This is a genomic window from Niameybacter massiliensis, assembly GCF_001282685.1.
Classification (GTDB): domain Bacteria; phylum Bacillota; class Clostridia; order Lachnospirales; family Cellulosilyticaceae; genus Holtiella; species Holtiella tumoricola.
In genome coordinates this window covers 2,368,499-2,389,687 of the sequence record NZ_LN875035.1, presented here as the reverse complement: position 1 = coordinate 2,389,687, position 21,189 = coordinate 2,368,499, and the positions used below count along the sequence as shown (strand labels likewise).

Annotated in this window: 20 protein-coding genes and 1 other annotated feature; of the genes, 14 read left to right on the top strand and 6 right to left on the bottom strand. The window is 34.6% G+C overall.

The window, feature by feature from the left end; genetic code table 11:
- Window positions 1-304 precede the first annotated feature (304 nt).
- Both BN2390_RS16910 and BN2390_RS16905 read left to right on the top strand, forming a co-directional pair.
- Window positions 305-790 carry an Lrp/AsnC family transcriptional regulator gene (locus BN2390_RS16910; protein ID WP_053985483.1) on the top strand — a complete coding sequence of 162 codons (486 nt, stop codon included), beginning with the start codon at window positions 305-307 and terminating at the stop codon, window positions 788-790.
- A complete protein-coding gene (locus BN2390_RS16905; RefSeq protein ID WP_053985482.1) occupies window positions 787-1,953 on the top strand; it encodes a pyridoxal phosphate-dependent aminotransferase in 1,167 nt (388 codons plus the stop codon). Before BN2390_RS16910 ends, BN2390_RS16905 begins: the two co-directional genes overlap by 4 nt.
- 59 nt (window positions 1,954-2,012) lie before the next feature.
- Here BN2390_RS16905 and BN2390_RS16900 read toward each other — a convergent pair whose 3' ends face one another.
- Window positions 2,013-2,432: a transcriptional regulator PerR gene (locus BN2390_RS16900; RefSeq protein ID WP_053985481.1), complete on the bottom strand. Its 420-nt coding sequence runs from the start codon at window positions 2,430-2,432 to the stop codon at window positions 2,013-2,015.
- A 131-nt stretch (window positions 2,433-2,563) separates the two neighbouring features.
- Between BN2390_RS16900 and BN2390_RS16895 the strand changes: the two genes are divergently transcribed.
- Complete coding sequence (locus BN2390_RS16895) at window positions 2,564-2,884, top strand: hypothetical protein (protein ID WP_053985480.1); 321 nt, start codon at window positions 2,564-2,566, stop codon at window positions 2,882-2,884.
- Between the two features lie 66 nt (window positions 2,885-2,950).
- Here the strand turns inward: BN2390_RS16895 and BN2390_RS16890 are convergent, their stop codons facing one another.
- Window positions 2,951-3,511 carry a hypothetical protein gene (locus BN2390_RS16890; RefSeq protein WP_053985479.1) on the bottom strand — a complete coding sequence of 187 codons (561 nt, stop codon included), beginning with the start codon at window positions 3,509-3,511 and terminating at the stop codon, window positions 2,951-2,953.
- Between the two features lie 228 nt (window positions 3,512-3,739).
- Here BN2390_RS16890 and BN2390_RS16885 point away from each other — a divergent pair, with 228 nt between their 5' ends.
- Window positions 3,740-5,071 carry a DUF4340 domain-containing protein gene (locus BN2390_RS16885; RefSeq protein WP_053985478.1) on the top strand — a complete coding sequence of 444 codons (1,332 nt, stop codon included), beginning with the start codon at window positions 3,740-3,742 and terminating at the stop codon, window positions 5,069-5,071.
- A 97-nt stretch (window positions 5,072-5,168) separates the two neighbouring features.
- Here the strand turns inward: BN2390_RS16885 and BN2390_RS16880 are convergent, their stop codons facing one another.
- Window positions 5,169-6,266, bottom strand: coding sequence for a hypothetical protein (locus BN2390_RS16880; RefSeq protein ID WP_053985477.1), 1,098 nt, complete (start codon window positions 6,264-6,266; stop codon window positions 5,169-5,171).
- Window positions 6,267-6,339: 73 nt separating this feature from the next.
- On the opposite strand from BN2390_RS16880, the gene BN2390_RS16875 reads away from it, so the two are divergent.
- Genes BN2390_RS16875 through BN2390_RS16865 form a run of 3 tightly spaced genes read left to right on the top strand, consistent with a single transcriptional unit; the run spans window position 6,340 to window position 8,146 of the window.
- Window positions 6,340-6,588 carry a GIY-YIG nuclease family protein gene (locus BN2390_RS16875; protein ID WP_053985476.1) on the top strand — a complete coding sequence of 83 codons (249 nt, stop codon included), beginning with the start codon at window positions 6,340-6,342 and terminating at the stop codon, window positions 6,586-6,588.
- A gap of 10 nt (window positions 6,589-6,598) precedes the next feature.
- Complete coding sequence (locus BN2390_RS16870) at window positions 6,599-7,456, top strand: YitT family protein (protein ID WP_053985475.1); 858 nt, start codon at window positions 6,599-6,601, stop codon at window positions 7,454-7,456.
- A gap of 12 nt (window positions 7,457-7,468) precedes the next feature.
- Window positions 7,469-8,146: a uracil-DNA glycosylase gene (locus BN2390_RS16865; protein ID WP_053985474.1), complete on the top strand. Its 678-nt coding sequence runs from the start codon at window positions 7,469-7,471 to the stop codon at window positions 8,144-8,146.
- A gap of 758 nt (window positions 8,147-8,904) precedes the next feature.
- Here BN2390_RS16865 and BN2390_RS16860 read toward each other — a convergent pair.
- A complete protein-coding gene (locus tag BN2390_RS16860) occupies window positions 8,905-9,516 on the bottom strand; it encodes a TetR/AcrR family transcriptional regulator (protein WP_053985473.1) in 612 nt (203 codons plus the stop codon).
- 238 nt (window positions 9,517-9,754) lie between these two features.
- On the opposite strand from BN2390_RS16860, the gene BN2390_RS16855 reads away from it, so the two are divergent.
- The 3 genes from BN2390_RS16855 (at window position 9,755) to BN2390_RS16845 (ending at window position 12,349) form a co-directional block, all read left to right on the top strand.
- Window positions 9,755-10,480, top strand: a complete 726-nt coding sequence (locus BN2390_RS16855; protein ID WP_053985472.1) for a GntR family transcriptional regulator — start codon at window positions 9,755-9,757, stop codon at window positions 10,478-10,480.
- A 57-nt stretch (window positions 10,481-10,537) separates the two neighbouring features.
- Window positions 10,538-10,763 (top strand) — a binding site (T-box leader).
- 54 nt (window positions 10,764-10,817) lie between these two features.
- Window positions 10,818-11,825, top strand: coding sequence for an aspartate--ammonia ligase (gene asnA / locus BN2390_RS16850; RefSeq protein ID WP_053985471.1), 1,008 nt, complete (start codon window positions 10,818-10,820; stop codon window positions 11,823-11,825).
- 95 nt (window positions 11,826-11,920) lie between these two features.
- Complete coding sequence (locus tag BN2390_RS16845) at window positions 11,921-12,349, top strand: DMT family transporter (protein WP_278308276.1); 429 nt, start codon at window positions 11,921-11,923, stop codon at window positions 12,347-12,349.
- Between the two features lie 849 nt (window positions 12,350-13,198).
- On the opposite strand, the gene nrdG is transcribed toward BN2390_RS16845, so the two are convergent.
- Window positions 13,199-13,711: an anaerobic ribonucleoside-triphosphate reductase activating protein gene (gene nrdG / locus BN2390_RS16840; RefSeq protein WP_053985470.1), complete on the bottom strand. Its 513-nt coding sequence runs from the start codon at window positions 13,709-13,711 to the stop codon at window positions 13,199-13,201.
- The gene (nrdD, locus tag BN2390_RS16835; RefSeq protein ID WP_053985469.1) at window positions 13,705-15,822 is read right to left on the bottom strand and encodes an anaerobic ribonucleoside-triphosphate reductase; all 2,118 of its coding nucleotides are present in this window, start codon (window positions 15,820-15,822) and stop codon (window positions 13,705-13,707) included. The genes nrdG and nrdD overlap by 7 nt, the downstream gene beginning before the upstream one ends.
- A 238-nt stretch (window positions 15,823-16,060) precedes the next feature.
- Here nrdD and BN2390_RS16830 point away from each other — a divergent pair, with 238 nt between their 5' ends.
- From BN2390_RS16830 to BN2390_RS16815, 4 genes are all read left to right on the top strand, one after another.
- On the top strand, window positions 16,061-16,765 hold the full coding sequence (locus tag BN2390_RS16830) for a 3'-5' exonuclease (RefSeq protein ID WP_053985468.1): 705 nt from the start codon (window positions 16,061-16,063) through the stop codon (window positions 16,763-16,765).
- A gap of 20 nt (window positions 16,766-16,785) precedes the next feature.
- On the top strand, window positions 16,786-17,628 hold the full coding sequence (locus tag BN2390_RS16825) for an alpha/beta hydrolase (protein WP_198524938.1): 843 nt from the start codon (window positions 16,786-16,788) through the stop codon (window positions 17,626-17,628).
- A gap of 97 nt (window positions 17,629-17,725) precedes the next feature.
- A complete protein-coding gene (locus BN2390_RS16820; protein WP_053985466.1) occupies window positions 17,726-19,390 on the top strand; it encodes a S8 family peptidase in 1,665 nt (554 codons plus the stop codon).
- An 11-nt stretch (window positions 19,391-19,401) separates the two neighbouring features.
- The gene (locus tag BN2390_RS16815) at window positions 19,402-21,183 is read left to right on the top strand and encodes a S8 family serine peptidase (protein ID WP_053985465.1); all 1,782 of its coding nucleotides are present in this window, start codon (window positions 19,402-19,404) and stop codon (window positions 21,181-21,183) included.
- The last annotated feature ends 6 nt before the right edge of the window (window positions 21,184-21,189 follow it).

Sequence of the window (21,189 nt, the reverse complement as noted above, 5' to 3'; positions counted from 1 at the left end):
ATTAGGTTTATTTCTTAATTTCAAAGCGATAAAAAGGCCTGAGAAGTTAAGATATTTCGGCATATTACTAATAAGTATAAGACGAGACTAGATTATTGTACACCTACAATGGACTATTTTATGAATAAAGATACATTAAATAAAGATTACAGATAGATATTATATAAATATATGGTATAATAATAAAATATTAAAATAAATGAATTTAAATTTATTAATAAATTCAAATTTGTACTAGTAATTAAGTTGTTCAGTGAGAAAAGAGGTCATCCTCTTAATCCCTATATACAAGGAGGAAAAAGAAATGAGAACAAAAATTCTTGAACTTTTAGAGGAAAATAGTAGATACAGTGTGGCCGACATGGCCCTTATGTTAGGTCTAACTGAAGAGGAAGTCGCGAGCACCATAAAGGCCTTAGAGGATGAAAAAGTTATTTGTGGATATAAAACCCTTATTAATTGGGAAAAAGTAGATCATAAAGAAATGGTAACAGCTTTAATTGAAGTAAAGGTAACACCTCAGCGTGGAGAAGGTTTTGATAAAATAGCAGAACGTATTTATCGATTTAGTGAAGTTAAAGCGGTTTATCTTATGTCAGGTGGCTTTGATTTAACAGTTATCATCGAAGGTAGAACAATGAAAGAAGTTGCACTTTTTGTAGGTCAAAAATTAGCACCTCTTGAGGCAGTACTTAGTACAGGCACTCATTTTGTACTCAAAAAATATAAAGACCATGGAGTTATTTTTGAAGAAATGAAAAAGGATGAGAGGATGATTGTTTCGCCATGAGAATAGAAGAGATGATTGCTAAGAAGGTTAGCGACATGCCACCTTCAGGAATAAGAAAGTTTTTTGATGTTGCTAATGAAATAGGAGATGCTATTTCTCTAGGGGTTGGGGAACCAGATTTTGATACACCATGGCATATTAGAGAAGAAGGTATTTATTCTCTTGAAAAAGGCAAAACAGTTTATTCAGCTAATGCAGGACTTTTAGAGCTTAGACAGGAGATTTGTCGCTATACACAAAGAAGATTTGACCTCATTTATTCACCAACCAAGCAATGTCTTGTAACCGTTGGAGGAAGTGAAGGAATCGATTTAGCTATGCGTACCTTATTAGAGCCAGGAGAAGAAGTACTTGTTCCTGAGCCTTCCTTTGTATCTTACAAACCATGTGTTGTACTTGCAGGAGGGGTAGCAGTACCTATTCCAACAAGAGAAGAAGATAATTTTAAATTGACAGCAGAGGAACTAGAAAAAGCGATTACACCTAAGACTAAAATTTTAGTGTTGCCTTTCCCTAATAATCCGACTGGCGCTATTATGGACAGAGAAGATTTAGTGAAAATTGCAGAAGTTTTAAAGGATAAGAACATTATTGTTTTATCTGATGAAATCTATGCAGAGCTTACATATGGTAAAAACCATGTTTCTATTGCTAATATTCCTGGAATGTATGAACGTACCATTGTACTTAATGGATTTTCAAAGAGTTTTTCTATGACAGGGTGGCGCTTAGGCTATGCATTAGGGCCAGAACCTATTATTAGTATGATGACTAAAGTGCATCAATATGCCCTTATGTGTGCACCTACCACAAGCCAATATGCAGGTATTGAAGCCATGCGTAATGGGGACGAAGATGTACGTCTGATGCGAGAAGCCTATGATAGACGTAGAAGAGTTATGGTTGAAGGGTTTAGAAGTATGGGACTTTCTTGCTTTGAGCCAGAAGGTGCATTTTATGTATTTCCTAATATTTCAGCAACAGGCATGACTAGTGAAGCATTCTGCGAGAAGTTACTTATGGATCAACGTGTTGTTGTTGTACCAGGAACGGCTTTTGGTGAAAGTGGAGAAGGATTTGTACGTGCATCTTATGCCTATTCTATAGAGGCAATTAAAGAAGCTTTATCACGTATAGAAATTTTTGTAAGTAAACATATTTAGTAAAATAAAAGAGGGCTTAAGTAAAATTTTCATCTTACTTAAGCCCTCTTTTTCACATCTTAATGTATTTCAGATTGACAATCTGGACATGTACCATAAAAATAAAGTTGTTCATGTGACAGCCTAAAATGTGTTTTTTCAGCTACAAGTGCTTTAAGATCTGGTAGTTCATCAGTTTCTAAATCATATACTTGATGACAGTGCGTGCAAATGATGTGTGGGTGTGAATCTGTATTTGCATCATATCTAAAAGCATCCTCCCCTACATTGATTTGTTGAATCAATGAAGCTTTTACTAGTGCATCTAAAGTCTTATATACCGTAGCAAGGCTCATAGTAGGATGGGTTTCTCGTAAGCTATTATAGATCATCTCAGCGCTTGGATGAGACTTTGTATTTGACAACATATGAAAGATAGCTAATCGTTGTGGTGTTACTTTAAGACGATGCTCTCTTAATTGTCCTGCTGCTAATAGCATAAAATCACTCCTAAATGATAATAAATATTACATCTACATTTTATTATACTTTCAGAAGAATTGCAACTATAAAAGGTATATTTAATGTAGAGAGATAATAGATATACATTAAGATAGGAGGAGGGATTGAGATGCCAGATATTAGTGAACTCATGAATTTTAGTTTTGCAGAAGATGTTGAAGCTGAATGGGATATGTATATGGAGGAAGGAGATAGCATTGAAGATGCCACCACACAGATCCTTGATCAGTATATGGGAATGCTTGATGAAAAGGAGAGCGTAGAGCTATATGTAGCCTTAGCATTGATTCAAATGTCTTTAGAAGAGATGGATGATCGTGTCAAAAAAGAAGTAAGTGAGATGATTGGCACGAAAACTTTAGAAGGATGTTTTGATAAAGATGTTAATATACGCCCTTATTTACAGAAACTTAAAAAAGCATGCAGATAAAAGATTGAAAAAAGAGTGAGATTTATAGACAGAGACTATCTATAAATTTCACTCTTTAAATTTTTATTAATTTGTTTGTGATTTACCGGTTAAGTATTCAACAAGCTGAGACACTTCTTTAATAAAACTTTCTGCATTGGTTACTTTAAATAGTGTAGGCAATAGCGTTTCGTCATGAAAATTTGAGTAAACAAGCCTTTTTTGTAGGTGTAAGAAAGAACGATTTAAATGGAATACCTCTTGGGTTGCATGTGCTTTTTTTAGTTTAATAAATTGTTTAGAATAAGTAGTATAAAGCATAGGAAATGTCAACTTATATTTACAGGTAGAGTAATATTGAGCACCTTCGGGGTATAGAGAGGTTTCAAGTCTATAAAGTTGTGATGGAGCAATGCATTCGTAAGGTACTTGTTCAGCAAATGCAAAGTTATTAAGTTTTTGAATGTTTTTAGGATTGTCTTCGTAAAGAAATAAAAAAGATTGTAATGTACGAACAAAAGATTTGTGCGGGACAGAAGTAGGATCTTTAATAAAACGGATATAGTGGTCAATAACTGAAAAGTATGTATACGTAAGAGGGTAAGAAAGTAAGTCGAGTGGATGGCTGGAATATAAAGCAGAATACATAAATACCTCCCCTATGAACAAATTTAATTCTCTATTTTTATTGTATTATAGATTATAACCGGTAACAATAATATATGATGAAAATAATTCTATAATTACAAATTATAATTGCCAAAATGAGAAATTTTATATATCATATATAAAGTTATAGTAATCATTTGAGATAAACAATATATTATGGACTTCAGATAAACAGATGGTAACCATCAGATAAAAGGAGACAAAAATATGAAGAAGAAGACGATTATAGGTGTAGTCACAGCAATTCTTATTCTAGGAGCAGGCTTTGGGTTTTATAAATGGTATCAATTAAGCCAAGTAGAAGCGTTAGATTTAGTGCAACAAAAATTATGTGACTTAACAGTAGAAGCAATTAAGGAGATTAAGATTGAAGGGGAAACATCTCAAACATTTATAAAAAAGGATAACAATTGGGAAAATGAGAAACATCCTACAGTTTCTTATAACCAAGGTCTAATAAATAATATTGCCTATCAAATTAGTCATTTAGACTCCTATAAAATGGCTAAGAACGTAAAAGATATAACTACTTATGGAATTGATGAAAATTCAAAAAAAGTACGTGTTTTAGATGAAGCGGGTACAAGTGCAACCTACTGGTTAGGACACCGCGTGTTAGAAGAAAATGCAACATTTGTATGGTATGAAGAAAAAGATGAGTTAGCATTAGTATTAGATATAGACTTAGCAAGTGTTATGGTACCCACAAGTGAGATGATAGAACCTCATGTAATAGTACCTTCAGTGGAAGAAATTACGAAAGTAGAGCTTAAACAAAAAGGTGAAACTCAAGTATTACTTACTAAGCAAGATTCATGGATCATGGAAGCGCCTTTTAGTAAGGCTCATAGGGTACAAGCTGAACAAGTTGAGCAAATTGAAACTTACCTACAGGTTTTAGAAACATTAAGAAAAGAGAAATTAGTAGAAGATGAAAATCTTAATTTAGAAAATTATGGCCTTCAAGTGCCAGAATCTCAGATTATATTAAATGATCAATATATATTTGATTTTGGAAATAAGATTGGAAGTAATATCTATTTCAAAATGAATGGTTCGGACGAAGTATTTGAAATTCAAGGTAGTGTAGAAAGTGCACTTCAAGCGATTACACCTTTTGAATGGATTGATAAGCAACTATATAGTTTTGATAGAAAACAAGTGAGCTATATAGAAGTACAATACTTAGAGGATGTTTACCGTTTACAACTTAAAGAAGCAGAGCAAGTACCTACATTAAATGGACAATTAATAGAGCCATCCGTTAAAGAAGAAATTCTTAAACAAGTAGAGGCATTACAAATTGCTAAGAACTTAAAAAATGCCAAGTTTGAAGAAACTAATCCTAGAGCAGCAGAACTTATTATAAGGATTGGTTATTTAGGGGGAGAAGAAGGTAGTACTGAATTTGTTCCTTATGATCCAAGCTTTGATTTAATACGTGAAGATGGTGTTATTGAATTTGCAGCAGAGAAAAAACCACTTTTAGCTTTAGTAGACTACTTAAAAGCACAAGTGAAAGAAGCAAGTAATTCCTAGAACGTAAAAAAGCTATTAGACTCATACTCAGGTATTTAGTCTAATAGCTTTTTTGTTTTAATTAATACCTATTTAGGGGTATATTAATTATTCTTACTTATTCTTGTGGTGGAAATAAGGTTTCTATCATTGTATCAAATAAGGTATCTATACGGTTAAAATCAATAGAGCCAACATAGTATTTTTCAAGCTCATCATGAATCTTCTTGGCAGTTGCAATAGTGTTACATCCTTTATCTAATAAATCTGTAAAGCGACGTTTGTCACGCTCAAGATCAATTTCTATAGGTTTTAAGATAGAGTAGTCAAGTAGAGCAGTAAAATCGAAAATAGAAGTTGGGAAAATGCGAGGTTTGTGTAAGAGATGACTTGTTGTAATGGCAAGATCCAGTTCTGGAATCATAATATCTTCGATTTTATCTGTATCTACAGGAGAATGATAACATTCTATATGATAACCTTTTGCAACAGCAGTGTCTGCAATCTTTATCATCAATTCTTTACTATTACAACCTAAGGTTTCTTTAAAGAAATAAATGTTTTTGGTTGTACCTACAATAGTATGGATGTAATCTAAAATACCTTCGCCAGTGATAGCTGTGCTAAATAGGTGGCGTATGGAACCAGGCTCTTCTTTATCTTTAACATTAGCAAAAAGTTGAAACAGGATTTGCTTTTCTAACTTAAATTTTTGAGAAGTATTAATAGCTTTACTTTCTGTAAACACATAAGCATCATAAAGGTTTTTAGCTGCAGCAAGATACATATAAGCTTTAGCAAATTGATCTTTAATACGTGAATTGATAGACATAATATCTTCTTTATAAGGAATTAATTTGTCAGGATCCCAGTTGTTACCGAAGTTTAAAATTTGATCGGTTACACCTGGAGTAATAGGATCTACAACATGAGGTGCTGTACCATCTAGAAAAGCAATTTTGAGACTTGGGATAACAAGGGCATCTAAAGACCCTGGGTCAGAAGAACAATGGAAGAATTCTACATCCAAGCCTTGTTCGGTTGCATAATTACCAACACGTTTCATAAAAGAAGATTTACCAGTACCAGGTCCGCCTTTAATAATATATAGTTGCTTAGCTTCTGTTTGTGGTAAAATATAGTTAAAGAATGAGTGAAAACCATGAGGAGTATTACTTGCAGGGAAAACATGTTTAATAGTACCAGTTTGAGTCATGGAATGACCTCCTTTAGTAACAATTACTTCTTTATTCTATGTGTCAAATTTAAAAATATGAGAGGGGACAAACGTGCATTTTGTATATATTGTAAAATGTTGTGATGAAACTTACTATACAGGCTATACCAATAACATAGAAAAACGATTAAAAGCACATAATGAAGGAAAAGGTGCAAAATATACACGTGCAAGGTTACCTGTAACACTGGTTTATCAAGAAGAGTATGAAGATAAAAGAGAAGCATTAAAAAGAGAATATGCCATTAAGCAATTGACGAGGAAGGGTAAAGAAATACTTATTAAAACAAAAGATAAATGAGGTGATTAAGATGAACCATCAAGTTAAATCCTATATGAAAATTATTTTAGGGTCTATTGCAGTTGCAGTGGGAATTTACTTTTTTTGGGCACCAGCACAGTTTGCAGCAGGTGGTATAAGTGGTTTGGCGATTGTACTTCAATCCATCTTGACTCAAGTGCCTATTAGTGTTTTAGTGTTCTGTTTAGATATTTTAATGTTTATTATTGGGTTTGTTGTGCTAGGAGCAGGGTTTGGCGTAAAGAGTATTACTTCAAGTTTGTCTATAGCGCTTACTATGAGAATATTTGAATATGTGGTGCCAGAAGTAGCTATGCTGAGTCAAGATCATCTTGTGATCCTTATTTTTGGTGCATTATTTATTGCTTTTGGACAGGCAATTATTTTTAACCAAGAAGCCTCATCTGGAGGAACAGATATTATTGCTAAAATTATTTCAAAGTATACACATATCAATATAGCAACAAGCTTACTCATTGCGGATATGGTGGTAGTACTTCTTGCTATTAGCCAATTTGGTATTGAAAAGGGACTCTATGCTGCACTAGGGGTGCTCATTACAACAACGCTCATTGATTACTTTATTTCTGGTTTCAGTGTAGAAAAATATGTAGTGATTATCCCAAGTGAAGAAAAGCTTATTCAGCCTATAACAGCTTATATTCTAGATAAGCTAGAAAGAGGAGCCACCAAGTACGATGCAGAAGGTGCTTATAGTAATAACCGCAAGACTGTCATTACTACAGTAGTAGATCGAAGACAATTTGTCATGCTCAAAGAATATGTGAGTGAGGTTGATGAAAATGCCTTTGTTACAGTTCAAAATTTACACGAAGTAATGGGAGAAGGCTTTAAAGTAAAAAGTTAAGGAGAAAACATCATGGTAAACTTAAATAACGATTGGGATGCAAAACTAAAGGAAGAATTTGAAAAACCTTATTATCAAGCATTAAGACAATTTTTAATACAAGAATATAATAATTATACTGTTTATCCACCTAAAGAAGATTTATTTAATGCACTACGTGTGACTTCATTTACAGACACAAAAGTGGTTATCTTAGGACAAGACCCTTATCATGGGCCAAATCAAGCCCATGGAATGGCGTTTTCAGTTAACCCAGGTATTCAGACACCACCATCTCTTCAAAACATCTACAAAGAACTACAAGAGTCTTTAGGATGCTTTATACCAGATAATGGGTATTTAATGCACTGGGCACAGCAAGGTGTTTTACTTTTAAATACTGTTTTAACAGTAAGAGCAGGTACACCACAATCTCATCAAAATCAAGGTTGGGAACAGCTTACAGACCGTATTATACAGCTACTCAATGAAAAAGACGAAACAGTAATCTTTTTATTATGGGGTACACCAGCTAAGAAAAAGCAAAGCTTAATTACAAATCCTAAGCATGTTGTATTAACAGCTGTACATCCAAGTCCACTTTCAGCATATCGTGGCTTCTTTGGATGTGGTCACTTCAAAAAGGTAAACGAAATTTTAGAAAGCCAAGGTAGGGCACCTATTGATTGGCAGATTCCGAATTTAAAATAAATATTTTATGGAGTGAAAACTTAGTAGTTGAGATAGACCGGTCGGCACTACGTGTGTGCTCTCCCTTTCGCTTTTGCTCAAATGGACTAAGAATGTGTAAACTCATACTCAGTCAGAATGTGCGAAAACTCGCTATCGCTCAAACACTCGCACAAACCCATTCCTTCCTATTCGTTAACACATTCTAAGTCCATTCTCGAAAAAAGCTCCATGGAGGTCACCCACACATCACCGCCCTTTTCTACTGAGAAAGTTAAGTTTTCACTTCCAGTGACACGCCGTGGAGAGGAAAGAAGAGCAAACATCTCTTCTTTGGAAAGAAAACTTCCAAGTATTTGATAAGACTTCTTCGTAGTTTGTTCCTGAGTTAAGTAAGATACGCTTTGTAGAATTAATAGTACTTTTGATCTAAACTCGGAAATGATTAGGCACTTTTACATGAAGGATGTTTAGAAAATGGGTCATGTAGTTTTGCTAGTCCTCTACCGGAAGGGTCTATAATGTGATGGGCTGTAAGGTGAGTTATTGTATGGAAACTTTCTCCGCAGACTTTTTAGAGAGGCTTAGTGAGTAGAATCAAACTGGTTTTAGGGAAATGTTTAAAGAAAAGTGCACTTCTTTTCTGAGTTTTGACCGTTAGTTTGATGAAATGAGCTTAGCCTGTCTTAAAAGTCGAGGACTAGAAGTTGGAAGACAATAAGCTTGCCTACATGCCCTCACACCTAACCAAACATTTATTCTAATGAGAAAAGACCATGCTACATAGCATGGTCTTTTAAATAGACTTTTTTTAAAGTTGTATCAACGTGCATGGAGTTATAAAAGAAATCTTGAATAAAGTGTAGGTTATCTTCACGCTCATGAGGATATGAAGCGATTGCATTTTGAATTTGAGTAATGAGAGATTTAGCTAGTCTAATATCTAGTGTTTCTGTACTGCAAGAAAAACTTTTCTTTTCAAAGCTTTCAAATAGACGTTCTAGTTGGAAGAAGATCGTATGGAATAGGTCAATCATTTCAGCTTCTTCCACCATTTGTCGTGCTAAAACTTTATAAATGAGTTTTCCCATTCCTTTACGGTGGGCAATATCATCATAAAGCACTTCGATGCTTTGGGAAAGCTTTTCTTCAGGTGTTAAATCCATAGCATAGATACGGTCTAAAGTATGGGATGTTTCACTCCAACTACACTCTAAAACATGAATAAAAAGTTGCTTTTTATTAGGATAGTAGTTATAAAGTGTACCAACAGCGATATGACATTTCTTTGCGATCATTTTCATATCTACTTGATTATAATCATAAGCGTTAAAGAGTTCGATAGCACTTTGTTCGATCCGTTTATTTAAGTCATGTATAATTTTAGGCATATGGACCTCCTTTTCTATTCTTATTATAGCAAATATCAGATGTATAACAAAGGTTATCTAACGATTAGTAAATGTAATATTATAAGTTGTATAGGTTGATAGTGGTAGATACAAAATATTTATGTAGCTATTTGTATAACCTGCATAGAGGTACAGAATAATTACATTAAAGAAATTTATTTATAAAAAATATGAAAAAATATTATATTTTAGTTAGAAAATTTGGTATAATGTTCCTATGAGTAGCAAATTATATGCGTTAGGTAAGATACAAAATTTCAAAAATATGCCAGATCTTATTGCGGAAGCTTTAAAGGATGCTATATTGCATGGTGAGTACAAGGGGGGGATACAGCTTAAACAGGACGAAATTGCTAAACAATTTGATGTAAGTTTGATTCCTACGAGAGAGGCACTTATTCAAGTAGAGACAAAGGGATTAGTGAAATGTGTACGTAATAAAGGTGCTATTGTAACCTATATGAGTTTTAAGGAAATGCAAGAGGTATTTCAAGTACGCAGGGTTTTTGAAACAGGCTGTATCGGATTGATGCAGCATACCAGAGACGAAGAGGTCTTGCATAAATTAAAATATATTGTAGAGAAGATGGCAGAAAATGAAGGACCAGAAGTTTATTGCAGACATTATCGCTTATTTTATCAATTGTTTTGTGATTTTGCTCATAATGAGGAACTAAGTAAAATGTATGAAGAGTGTTTTGTACGTGTAGAAAGATATCTCATGTATATCTATCATTTAGTTCCTGAGTTAATGAAAGGACACTCTCACCAAGAGGAGATAGTAGAGGCTTTACAAGCTGAAGATAAGAACAAACTTGTACAACTTATAACGGAACATATTAACCTTATTGAAAGTACCTTTGTAGATTGGTTACATAAAGAAGGCATAAGAGAAGATTTCGATTGGAATAGATTTTTGCCATTTTATAAAGTTGAAGATTAAAAAATATATAGTATTGACAATAAGAATAAAGTTATATATAATTCAAAACATATTATTTGAAAAGCAATGATAAGAAGAGTAAGCTAAGTACAATGTCTACAGAGAGCTGGGATAGGTGAAAGCCAGCGGCCACGTTTTAGTTGAAGAACATCTTGGAGCTGCTAACCGAAAACGTAAGTGAGTAGGCTTAGACGGGGTAGACCGTTATATCTAGAGCGTATCGAGAATTCCGTACGTGTATGAATGTAATAGGGTGGCGCGAATTATAACCTTCGTCCCTTTCATAATTTATGAATGGGATGAAGGTTTTTTTATTATTTTAGAAAGGGTGAAGAATATGGATTTATTTTTAAAAGAAGGTTATACTTCTCAACTAGATTTAAGAGAAACTGAGGTAGCAATTAAAAAACTGAAAGATTACTTTGAAACAGCATTAGCTTATGAACTTTGTTTAACACGTGTATCTGCACCTTTGTTTGTTAAACCAGAGACAGGACTTAATGATAATTTAAATGGGACTGAAAGACCAGTAAGCTTTGATGTATTAGATGATCATGGAGCAGTTGTAGAGATTGTACATTCTCTTGCTAAATGGAAACGTATGGCACTAGCACGTTATCACTTTGAAGTAGGTGAAGGTCTTTATACAGATATGAATGCTATAAGACGTGATGAAGAAGTAGATAACTTACATTCTATCTATGTGGATCAATGGGACTGGGAAAAGGTTATTACAAAAGAAATGCGTACAGTAGATTACTTAAAAGATACAGTTAGAAGAATCTACAATGCTTTTGCTAAAACAGAAAACTATATTATTCATGAGTATCCAATGTTAGAGAGATGGTTACCTGAAGAAATTACTTTTATTACCTCAGAAGAACTGTTACAACTGTATCCTGAATTAAGTCCAAAAGAAAGAGAAAATGCAATTTGTAAAGAAAAGAAAGCAGTATTCATTATGCAAATTGGTGATGTCCTTTCAAATGGGGAAAGACATGATGGACGTGCGCCAGACTATGATGATTGGAGTTTAAATGGTGATATTATGTTCTGGAATCCAATCCTTGAAAGTGGGTTCGAACTTTCTTCAATGGGTATACGTGTAGATGAAGAAGCCTTAGAACGTCAATTAGAGCTTGCAAATTGTAAAGAACGTAAAGCCTTAGAGTTCCATAGCTTATTACTGGATAAAAAGTTACCTTATACAATTGGTGGTGGTATTGGGCAGTCACGTATCTGTATGTTCTTCCTTCATAAAATCCATGTTGGCGAAGTACAGGCATCAAGTTGGCCAGATGAAATGATCGAAACATGTGAAAAACATGGTATTCATCTTTTATAGAAGAAGATAAGTGTATAAAAAGTTCATGTTTTTCTCAAACTAACCCAGAATGACAAATACAAGTCATCGGATAAAAGGTTAGTGGAGGCGAAGATGTGGCGAGTATAGTTGCAATAATATCCGGTCTTTTAATGAGTATTCAAGGTGTTTTTAATACACGTGTGAATGAAAAGGCTGGATTATGGTTTACTAATGCTATTGTAAATGCAATAGGACTTTTAACTTCTTTAATCGTACTTGCATTTGTAAGAGATGCAGATTTAAGTGGATTAAAAAGTGTGAATAAGTTTTACTTATTAGGGGGTGTACTTGGAGCAGGTATTGTGTACACCGTTATTTTATCCATATCAAAGATGGGCCCAGCCGGAGCAACCATGCTTATTCTGATAGCTCAATTAGTAGGTTCATACCTTATTGAACTTTTAGGATGGTTTGGAACAGAGAAGACTGACTTTCAATGGACAAAGGTACTTGCTGTAGGCATTATTATAGTAGGTATTGTGTTATTCAAATGGAAAAAATAGAAAAAGGTTATGTAGTGGCTTAATCAAGCAATTACATAACCTTTTTATTTTAAAGCATTAGTTTTCCCGGGAAAAGCAATGCAAGCCAGCCTAAATCTCCCTTCCCTCTGAATAAACATAGGTAGACTTAGGCTAGCTTACATTATTGTGGCAAATGTATAGATACATGGAGAAAGTCCCATTCAGAAGGCAATCCTTTAGAATGTAGTATGCCTAGATTAGGCTTAAGGCCAGTATACCTGTATTGGGTTCCATAGGTGAAAGCGCTATTGAGATAGTTATCACGGCAGGTTGCCAAGTTGGTTGACTGCATTAAGACATATCGTAGCAGACGATATCTATAAAGGCATAATCCAATTGAATGTGGCTATAAAAATGATGTATCTACAAGATAGATGAACTAACCCAGGAAGTTGCCACCACTTAAAGGGGTAGTACCTAAAAATAAATTCATTCACCTTTATCAGAGGGAGGAGTAAAAGTTGCAAAACTTATTTTTAGTGGTACAGCGAGAAGACTTGCCTAGGATGGGTATTCAAGCTGCACTTTTATATTGGTTATAAGATAGTTATACAACAAGATAAAAATAATGTATAGAGATAAAAGTTTACAAAATTAAAACGATTCAGTACGCCAAAAAACTGTATTTTTCGACCGATTTTCTTCTGGAAATAAAAAAAGTGAATTTCTAAGAAATGAGAAAAATAAAAGAAAATTTGTATAAGATAAATAAAAATGGAAAGTATAATTGAGCAAGATGCATAATAAAAACAAAGTAGTAGGTTCGAGTGAAATTGGTTAATATTTCACTTGAACCTACTACTTTAATAGAATAAAAGAAAATTTATATTAGAAGCAGAGTTCTTCTTGAATAGATCCATCTAGAAGTTTTAAAATACGTTGATTAGAGGAGCCAACGTATTTTTTTGTATCCGTTTTATAAGCTTCTTCAAAACGCCCATCAACCAACACATCTATATAGGGAAGTAGCTGACTAAAAGATTGGTTTTCAAGAAGTTGGTCGTAAGTGTAACCAGTATAAAACCAAATAGTAAGTCCAAGTGACTTAATGTTTTCTAGAAGAGGAACCAGTCTTTCACTTTGCTCAAAAGGATCTCCTCCTGAGAAAGTTACCCCATTGATAAGTGGGGCATTCTTCTTTATTTTTTCAAAAACGTCTTTGGAGGAAAGTGTATCTCCATAATTAAAGCTTTGCATACTTAAGTTGTGGCAGCCAGGACAATGGTGATTACAGCCGGAGAGAAAGACAACACTCCTAAAGCCTTCACCATTAACAAAAGAATGGTCTAAGAAGCCAGCTACTTGTAAAGTAGGGCCGGCTTCTTGAAGTAAATTTAGCATACGGTATAAGTATGTCTTTGGCTACCATCGTGAGAAATACGATCATGACGTTCAGCAGATTTACCAGTGCCAAAACGTTCATCTAAGCTTAAGTAGCCCGTAACACGGCTGATGCCTTGAATATCCGTACTGCCACAATCCGGACATGCTTTAACACCATCATTAATCGTGTTACCACAGTTTTTGCAATAACGTAAGTGGAAGTTAATACCGATATAACTAATATTTGATTCAGAGTATGCGTAATGGATAATACGTTCAATAGTTTCTCCATCTGGATAACCATCTACCTCAATATAACTAATATGTCCTGCATTACACATTTGATGGAATGGTGCCTCGATTTGAATCTTATCAATAATAGATACAGGATAGTTTACCGGTACATGGAAGCTGTTGGTATAGTACTCTTTATCAGTTACACCTTCAATACTACCAAAGCGTGCTAAGTCTTGGGCAATAAAACGTCCGCTTAGCCCCTCGGCAGGTGTAGCATAACAACTCCAGTTAAGATGTGTATCTAGTGTTGCTTTATCTGTAAAGTTACGTATACGCTGAATAATGCGATAACCTAGCTCACGTGCTTGTTCACTTTCACCATGATGAGAACCAACAAGTGCAGTAAGTGTTTCTGCAAGACCGATAAAGCCAATAGACCATGTACCGTTCTTTAAAATTGGATCGATAGAATCATTAGGTGAAAGGCCTTCAGAACCAAGCATAAGACCTTGACCAGCTACAAAAGGTAAGTCTTTGACTTTAAGGTGTTTTAAGATTTCATAGCGATGCATTAAAGATTCACGTGCTTGGTGAAGACGTTCATCTAAGAGTTGCCAGAAATGGTCTAAGTCTTTATTTGCTAATATACCAAGGCGTGGGAGGTTGATTGTTGTCGGTGCATTGTTACCACGTCTATTTGGACCTTCAGGCCCATTCACATTAGAACATACGTAAGTACGGCATCCCATTGTAGCTGGCAAGATGCCTTTCTCGTAATAGTGAAGATTAAAGTCTGCATCAATGTTCATGAAAGTTGGATTCATACGAGATGCTGCTACGCGGCAAGCCAACTTGAAGAGATAGTAATAAGGATCATTCACTTCTCTATTCACACCTTTTTTAACACGGAAGATAATATTTGGGAAAATAGGCTGTTCATTTTTGCCTAGTCCCTTTTCATATTCGAGTAGAAAGGCCTCACATACAAGTGCTGCATCACTAGAGTCAGGAATACCAATATTTAAGCTGCTAAAAGGTACTTGTGAACCTGCACGTGAATGCATAGTGTTTAAGTTATAAACAATACCTTGCATGGCTTGATGAACACGTGTATTTAGCTTTTTCTCTACAAAGCTTTTAAAGGCATCTTCATTCATAATATCCAGTAATGGTTTGTATTCTTCAATAATTTCAGTACGTGTATAGCCTACATAAGGCGCCATATCATTATCGAAATTAACATGGGATTGCCCACCAAACATGTCATTTTGTGAAGACTGTAAAAGTATGCAACTCAGTTCAGCAGCGGTTTCAATACGTTTAGGTTTTTTTATAGTACCATATCCAGTGTTAAAGCCTTGTTCAAACATTGTACCTGTATCAATGTGAAGGCAGTTGGTGGTTAAGTTGTAGCTATCTAAATCGTGATAATATAAGTCCCCCAGTTCGTGTAGCTTTGCTAAATGTTTTGGCATAGTAGATAGGTTATGCCATTTGTTTGTTTCACTAGCAATACGTAAGAGTTTAGAAGAGAAGTTGTTACCTACATTTGCATTGTCGCGATCTGTTTCAATTCCTATCGCATGAACTGTATCCATAAGCTCAGATTTCAGATCTCTGATACGTGTACGTTCTTTACGGTAGTTAGCATATGTATTTTTTACTGTACTAAGTTCAAGATCATCTAAAGTTTGTTCGATAAGGTCTTGAATTTGTTCTACAGTAATTTCATAGCAACTTGAATCGTAGATACGTTTTTCGACTTCGTCAGTAATTTTGTCAACATCTAGGACTAAGTTTGAGTCAGATGCAGAACGTCTAATAGCATTTTGAATCTTGTCGCGGCAATAACTTGCCTTTCTTCCATCTCTTTTAATTACGTAATACTCCATGATAATCCCCCTTAAGTTATTTCCAGTTATACCCTGTTTAGTACTATATATATGATTTTTATGTTCAGTATATACTATATCTTGCATATTAAAAAAATGCAATTAAGTCTATTTAAAGATTTTTGTCAATAAAATAATCAAAAATAATTGGTGCAAATTTACTGGATGTCATTTTCAATTTGCATTCTAATGAAAATAGAGTAAAATAGACTAAGAAATGACTGTAAGGAGAACGAGGATGAAAAACTACATTGTTTTAGATATAGAAACAACAGGGACAAAACCATTAGAAAGTGATATTATCGAAATTGGTGCTGTATATGTAGAAAATGGACAACCAAAAGAAAAATTTAGTACATTGGTAAAACCTAATGAAACAATTTCAGAATATATTACATCTATTACGGGGATTACAAATGAAATGGTAGAAGATGCTAGAAATATAGAAGAAGTCATGCCAGAATTTATTAACTTTTGTCGTGATTTACCTTTAGTAGGACATAATATAGATTTATTTGATTATAGAATGTTGAAAGTAAAGGCTGAGCGATTAGGCTTAAAATTTAATTATCATACAGTAGATACATTAATTATTTCCAGACAGGTTTTAGCAGATTTACCAAGTAGAAAATTAGGTGATCTTTGCAATCATTATAGTATAGATTTAGTCAATGCACATAGAGCTTATGACGATGCTTACGCAACTTATGAACTTCTTAGAAATTTACAAGAAGGATTTATAGATCAAGCACCACACTTATTTATACCGAAAGTTAATGATTGGAAAGTACCTAAACATTCTCCAATTACAGCAAAACAAAAAAACTACTTATTAAATTTGTGTAAAACACATAAAATAGCATTAGAAAAAGATATTGAAGCTTTTTCTAAATCAGAAGCAAGCAAGATGATCGATTGTATATTAAGAGAGTACAGTAAGTAGAGGGTGAAAAGATGAACCTAATGGAAAGTTATATTTATGGAAAAGATGATGTAAAGATTTTTTGTAGAAAGGATATTCCTTCTAGCTGTAAGGCAATTATTATTATTGCACATGGCTTTATGGAACACTCAGGAAGGTATATAGATTTTGCGAAATTTTTGATTGAGCATAATTATGGTGTATGTGTCATTGACCATAGAGGGAATGGCTTTTCAGAAGGAGATAAGGGAGATATAGAGGACTTTTTTGATTTTGTAGAAGATCTACATTATTTAGTCAAGTCATTGAAGCGCGTTTATAATAAACCTATTATTACTTATGGACATTCAATGGGGGGGCTGATAACTTTTATTTTTGGACTTAAATATGGGAAAGAAGTAGAAGGACAGATTTTAGCATCTCCAGCCTTAGGTGTACCCGTTGGGATGAAAAATTTCCCTGGTGTTTTTTATGAAAGTCTTGGGTTAGTAGCAGGAGACTTAAAGGTTCATCGTATAGGAGAAAGCTTAGCAACAAGAAATGAGATTTATAGAGAATTGTTCAAAGATGATAAAATCAGTAACTCCTTTGCAACGATGCGTTTTATGGATCAGTTTTTACGTATTGGTGTGGATTATGCTAAAGCACATGCACCGGAATATCATGTCCCTTGTCTCTTTTTATTAGGAACGGAAGATCATGTGATTCCTATTAGTAGAAATAGGGAGATTGTACAGACCATACCGTTTGAAGATAAAGTAATCAAGGAATATGACGGGTGTATGCATGACTTACTGCATGATTTAGATGATGAAGTGAAAAAAATCCAAGAAGATTTGTTAGAATGGCTAGAAAACTTAATGAAAAAAATAATAAAAGAATAAACCTTGTCATATGAATAGTAAGAGATAGCACTTGAGACTGCCTGAAAGTTTTAATATTAAAGCTTGCAGGCAGTTTTTTTGTAGGTGAGGTGAATGAATGGAAGAATATAAAGATTATTTAATAGAAACACCTATTTCTATTGAAAGTTTCAAACAGCGCTACCCTAATTTAATTTTTGCGCCCATAAGTTCTAGTCTTATTATTCTAAGTGTACCAGAAAGTGCACAAAATGAATTTGAAGCATTACAACAAGAGATAGGTTCAATCTATTTACCCATATTGCTTGGTTTAAATGCCATTGATGCTGTAGAGCAAAGTAACATTTCAACTTTCCATAATTATCCGTTTGGTGAGTTAAGAGGAACGGGTGTATTAATAGGATTTATAGATACAGGGATACAATATACAAATCCTCTCTTTACATATGAAGACAATACGACACGTATTGTAAGTATTTGGGATCAAAGTATACCGGGAACAGGTGGTCCCGTATATGATTATGGAACCATTTATACAGAAGAGCAAATTAATCAAGCTTTAAAATCGAATGATCCATTAAGTATTGTTCCAAGTACTGATGAAAATGGACATGGGACCATGCTTGCAGCTATAGCAGCAGGCAATGAAAGAGGTGTACCTGGTGGATATGTAGGTGGAGCCCCAGATGCTTCATTAGCAGTAGTAAAGTTAAAGCCTGCTAAACAGTATTTAAGAGACATATACCTCATTAAGGAAGGAGCAGTAGCCTATCAAGATGATGATTATTTAACAGGGGTAAATTACTTATTAAATCTGGCTAAAGACCTTAATATGCCTATTGCTATTTGCACTGCAATAGGAAGTAATCAAGGTGGGCATGACGGTGATACGGTTTCAGAAAGATATTTACAAACTGCAAGTACTTTTGAAAATGTTATTTTTACTATATCAGGTGGGAATGAAGCCAATCAAGGACATCACTATAGTGGCAAAGTTACACAAGGAGGAAGTAGTCTATTTGAAGTGAATGTAGGAGCAGATGAGAAAGGATTTGTTATGTACTTATGGGCTACATCTCCAGATAAGCTAACGGTTTCAGTTCGCACGCCTTTAGGAGGAAGTACAGGCAAAATTCCAGTTAATAATATTCAAGTTCAAGCATATACCTTTCCATTAGAAAATGCTAGGTTAGAGGTAGAGTATGTTGTTTCAGATGTTACATCAGGAGATCAAAATATACGCTTTAGGTTCTCAAATCCTACGCTTGGGATTTGGTCTATTACAGTATATGGGGAAAGTGTAGTAGCAGGAGATTATAATGTATGGCTTCCTAGGCAAGGATTCGTGGGAGAAGATACGAGATTTTTGCAACCAGATGTCAATATGACGATTACAACACCAGGGAATGCCTATGAGAGTCTGATTGTAGGTGCTTATAATGGAACAGACCAGAGTATTTATGCAGGATCAAGTAGAGGCCCAACACGTAATATGGTGATACTGCCTACTTTAATAGCACCAGGAGTAAATGTTTTAGCACCTAATTTAACAGGAGGATATAGTAGGTATAGTGGTACAGGTGTATCTACAGCCGTAACATCGTCAGCATGCGCCTTATTACTAGAATGGGCTATTTTAAAAAAGAATTTTTTTCCGATGAATACTCGTATTGCAAAGACCATTCTTATTAGAGGAGCGAGACGTAGTCCAAATCAAGTTTATCCGAATAACATAGAGGGGTATGGTAAATTGGATTTTCAAAATAGTTTAATACTTGTATAAAGGAGGAGCATATGAATCTTAATAAGCTTAGTCCGCTTTTGCAACTGGTTTTACTGTATGAGCAATATGTTTCTGTAGAGGCTTTTGAGGAAGTGACAGGACAAAATATTTTAGAACAGGAATGGACAGTAATTGTTCAGTACTTTGAACAACTTTCAGAAGTTAATAACAGGATACCTTTTAGCTATAATGAAATTAGCGATCGATTTGCTTTTGTCAAAATTAATAAAGACTATATAGATGCTTTATCCAATGAGAATAGTGTGTTTTATATTGAATTGCCACGTGTGATGCAATATATTGCTATTGAAAATTCCAATGCAGTTTGTGCCCCTTATAGTATTCATAGGCCTCAAAGTTATAATGTAACAGGCAAGGGTGTACTTCTTGCAGTTATTGATTCGGGGATAGACTATAGCCATCTAGATTTCAGAAATGCAGATGGAACGACACGTATTTTAGCATTATGGGATCAAAGTATAGAGGGAACCCCGCCACAAGGCTTTTCTATAGGAGCCTATTATAGTAACAAGCAAATTGATGAAGCATTGCAACAAGATAGTATAATAGAGCGGTTAGAAATTGTGCCCAGTGTAGATGTATTAGGACATGGAACAGCTGTGGCAGGTGTAGCATCAGGTAATGGGAGAGCTTCAGGTGGGCAGAACATAGGTATAGCGCCGGAGGCAGATTTACTTATTGTTAAGATGAATAGTAGAGGGACTACATTGGAAGATTTTAGAGGGCCAACCAATGCAGATGTTATGAGAGGTATTGCTTTTGCTATCTCAGAGGCAACGAGACTCAATATGCCACTAAGTTTAGTGGCAGGTGTAGGGCTTAATGAAGGGGGGCATGTTGGATCAAGTAGTTTGGAAGTTTTTATGAATCAGATGAGTTTAGTATGGCCTAGTAATATGACAGTTGGTACAGGAAATGAAGCGAATAAAGAAAGACATACAAGTGGAAGAGTTAGCCAAGGTGAGATAAAAAATGTGCAAATAGCTATTGATGCTGGACAAAAATTTTACACATCTAATTTATATAAAAATTATGTAGATGGGATGTCCTTTGTAATTATTGCTCCAAATGGAGAAAAAACAGATATTATACCAGATATGAATGGAAATGTAGCCTATGTATTTGGTAATACTTCAGTACTTATTAATATATCTACAGATCCCTTTACTGCTCAAGTACAAACGTTGGTTCTTTTATTAGAAGGTTTTGGAACGGCCACAGTGGATTCAGGTATATGGACGATACAAATTATAGGAGATAACATTATTGATGGTCGTTATAATATTTGGTCTACAGTAACCAACCCTGTTATAAGGACAGCTCGCTTTTTAGAACCAGATCCTTTTACAACACTTACAATTCCTTCAACAGCAGAACTTATTACAAGTGTAGCCTCCATTAATGGTAAGACACTACAAATTTTAAATACTTCTGGTAGAGGATTCACGGCAGATGGAAGAGTTAAACCAGATGTGGCAGCACCTGGATTAAATGTGATGGTGCCAGAGGCAGGAACAGAAGATAAGTATACTTTTTATTCAGGCAGTAGTGTAGCAAGTGGATTTGTGTGCGGAGCCTATGCATTGTTTATGCAATATGGATTACGTGTTAATCCAGAAAGTTACCTTTATGGGGAGGCTTTAAAGGGACTTGTTATTAAATATGCGAAAAGACCGACACAATTTGATAGCTACCCCAACCCAGCTTATGGCTATGGAATATTATGTGTGAGTGCTGTACTAGAGGCACTTAAAACGATTTATAACCAATAAGGAGGG

Coding starts and splice junctions, on each gene's coding strand:
- BN2390_RS16910 (WP_053985483.1), top strand. CDS start 305: ATGAGAACAAAAATTCTTGAACTTTTAGAGGAAAATAGTAGATACAGT.
- BN2390_RS16905 (WP_053985482.1), top strand. CDS start 787: ATGAGAATAGAAGAGATGATTGCTAAGAAGGTTAGCGACATGCCACCT.
- BN2390_RS16900 (WP_053985481.1), bottom strand. CDS start 2,432: ATGCTATTAGCAGCAGGACAATTAAGAGAGCATCGTCTTAAAGTAACA.
- BN2390_RS16895 (WP_053985480.1), top strand. CDS start 2,564: ATGCCAGATATTAGTGAACTCATGAATTTTAGTTTTGCAGAAGATGTT.
- BN2390_RS16890 (WP_053985479.1), bottom strand. CDS start 3,511: ATGTATTCTGCTTTATATTCCAGCCATCCACTCGACTTACTTTCTTAC.
- BN2390_RS16885 (WP_053985478.1), top strand. CDS start 3,740: ATGAAGAAGAAGACGATTATAGGTGTAGTCACAGCAATTCTTATTCTA.
- BN2390_RS16880 (WP_053985477.1), bottom strand. CDS start 6,266: ATGACTCAAACTGGTACTATTAAACATGTTTTCCCTGCAAGTAATACT.
- BN2390_RS16870 (WP_053985475.1), top strand. CDS start 6,599: ATGAACCATCAAGTTAAATCCTATATGAAAATTATTTTAGGGTCTATT.
- BN2390_RS16865 (WP_053985474.1), top strand. CDS start 7,469: ATGGTAAACTTAAATAACGATTGGGATGCAAAACTAAAGGAAGAATTT.
- BN2390_RS16860 (WP_053985473.1), bottom strand. CDS start 9,516: ATGCCTAAAATTATACATGACTTAAATAAACGGATCGAACAAAGTGCT.
- BN2390_RS16855 (WP_053985472.1), top strand. CDS start 9,755: ATGAGTAGCAAATTATATGCGTTAGGTAAGATACAAAATTTCAAAAAT.
- asnA (WP_053985471.1), top strand. CDS start 10,818: ATGGATTTATTTTTAAAAGAAGGTTATACTTCTCAACTAGATTTAAGA.
- nrdG (WP_053985470.1), bottom strand. CDS start 13,711: ATGCTAAATTTACTTCAAGAAGCCGGCCCTACTTTACAAGTAGCTGGC.
- nrdD (WP_053985469.1), bottom strand. CDS start 15,822: ATGGAGTATTACGTAATTAAAAGAGATGGAAGAAAGGCAAGTTATTGC.
- BN2390_RS16830 (WP_053985468.1), top strand. CDS start 16,061: ATGAAAAACTACATTGTTTTAGATATAGAAACAACAGGGACAAAACCA.
- BN2390_RS16825 (WP_198524938.1), top strand. CDS start 16,786: ATGGAAAGTTATATTTATGGAAAAGATGATGTAAAGATTTTTTGTAGA.
- BN2390_RS16820 (WP_053985466.1), top strand. CDS start 17,726: ATGGAAGAATATAAAGATTATTTAATAGAAACACCTATTTCTATTGAA.
- BN2390_RS16815 (WP_053985465.1), top strand. CDS start 19,402: ATGAATCTTAATAAGCTTAGTCCGCTTTTGCAACTGGTTTTACTGTAT.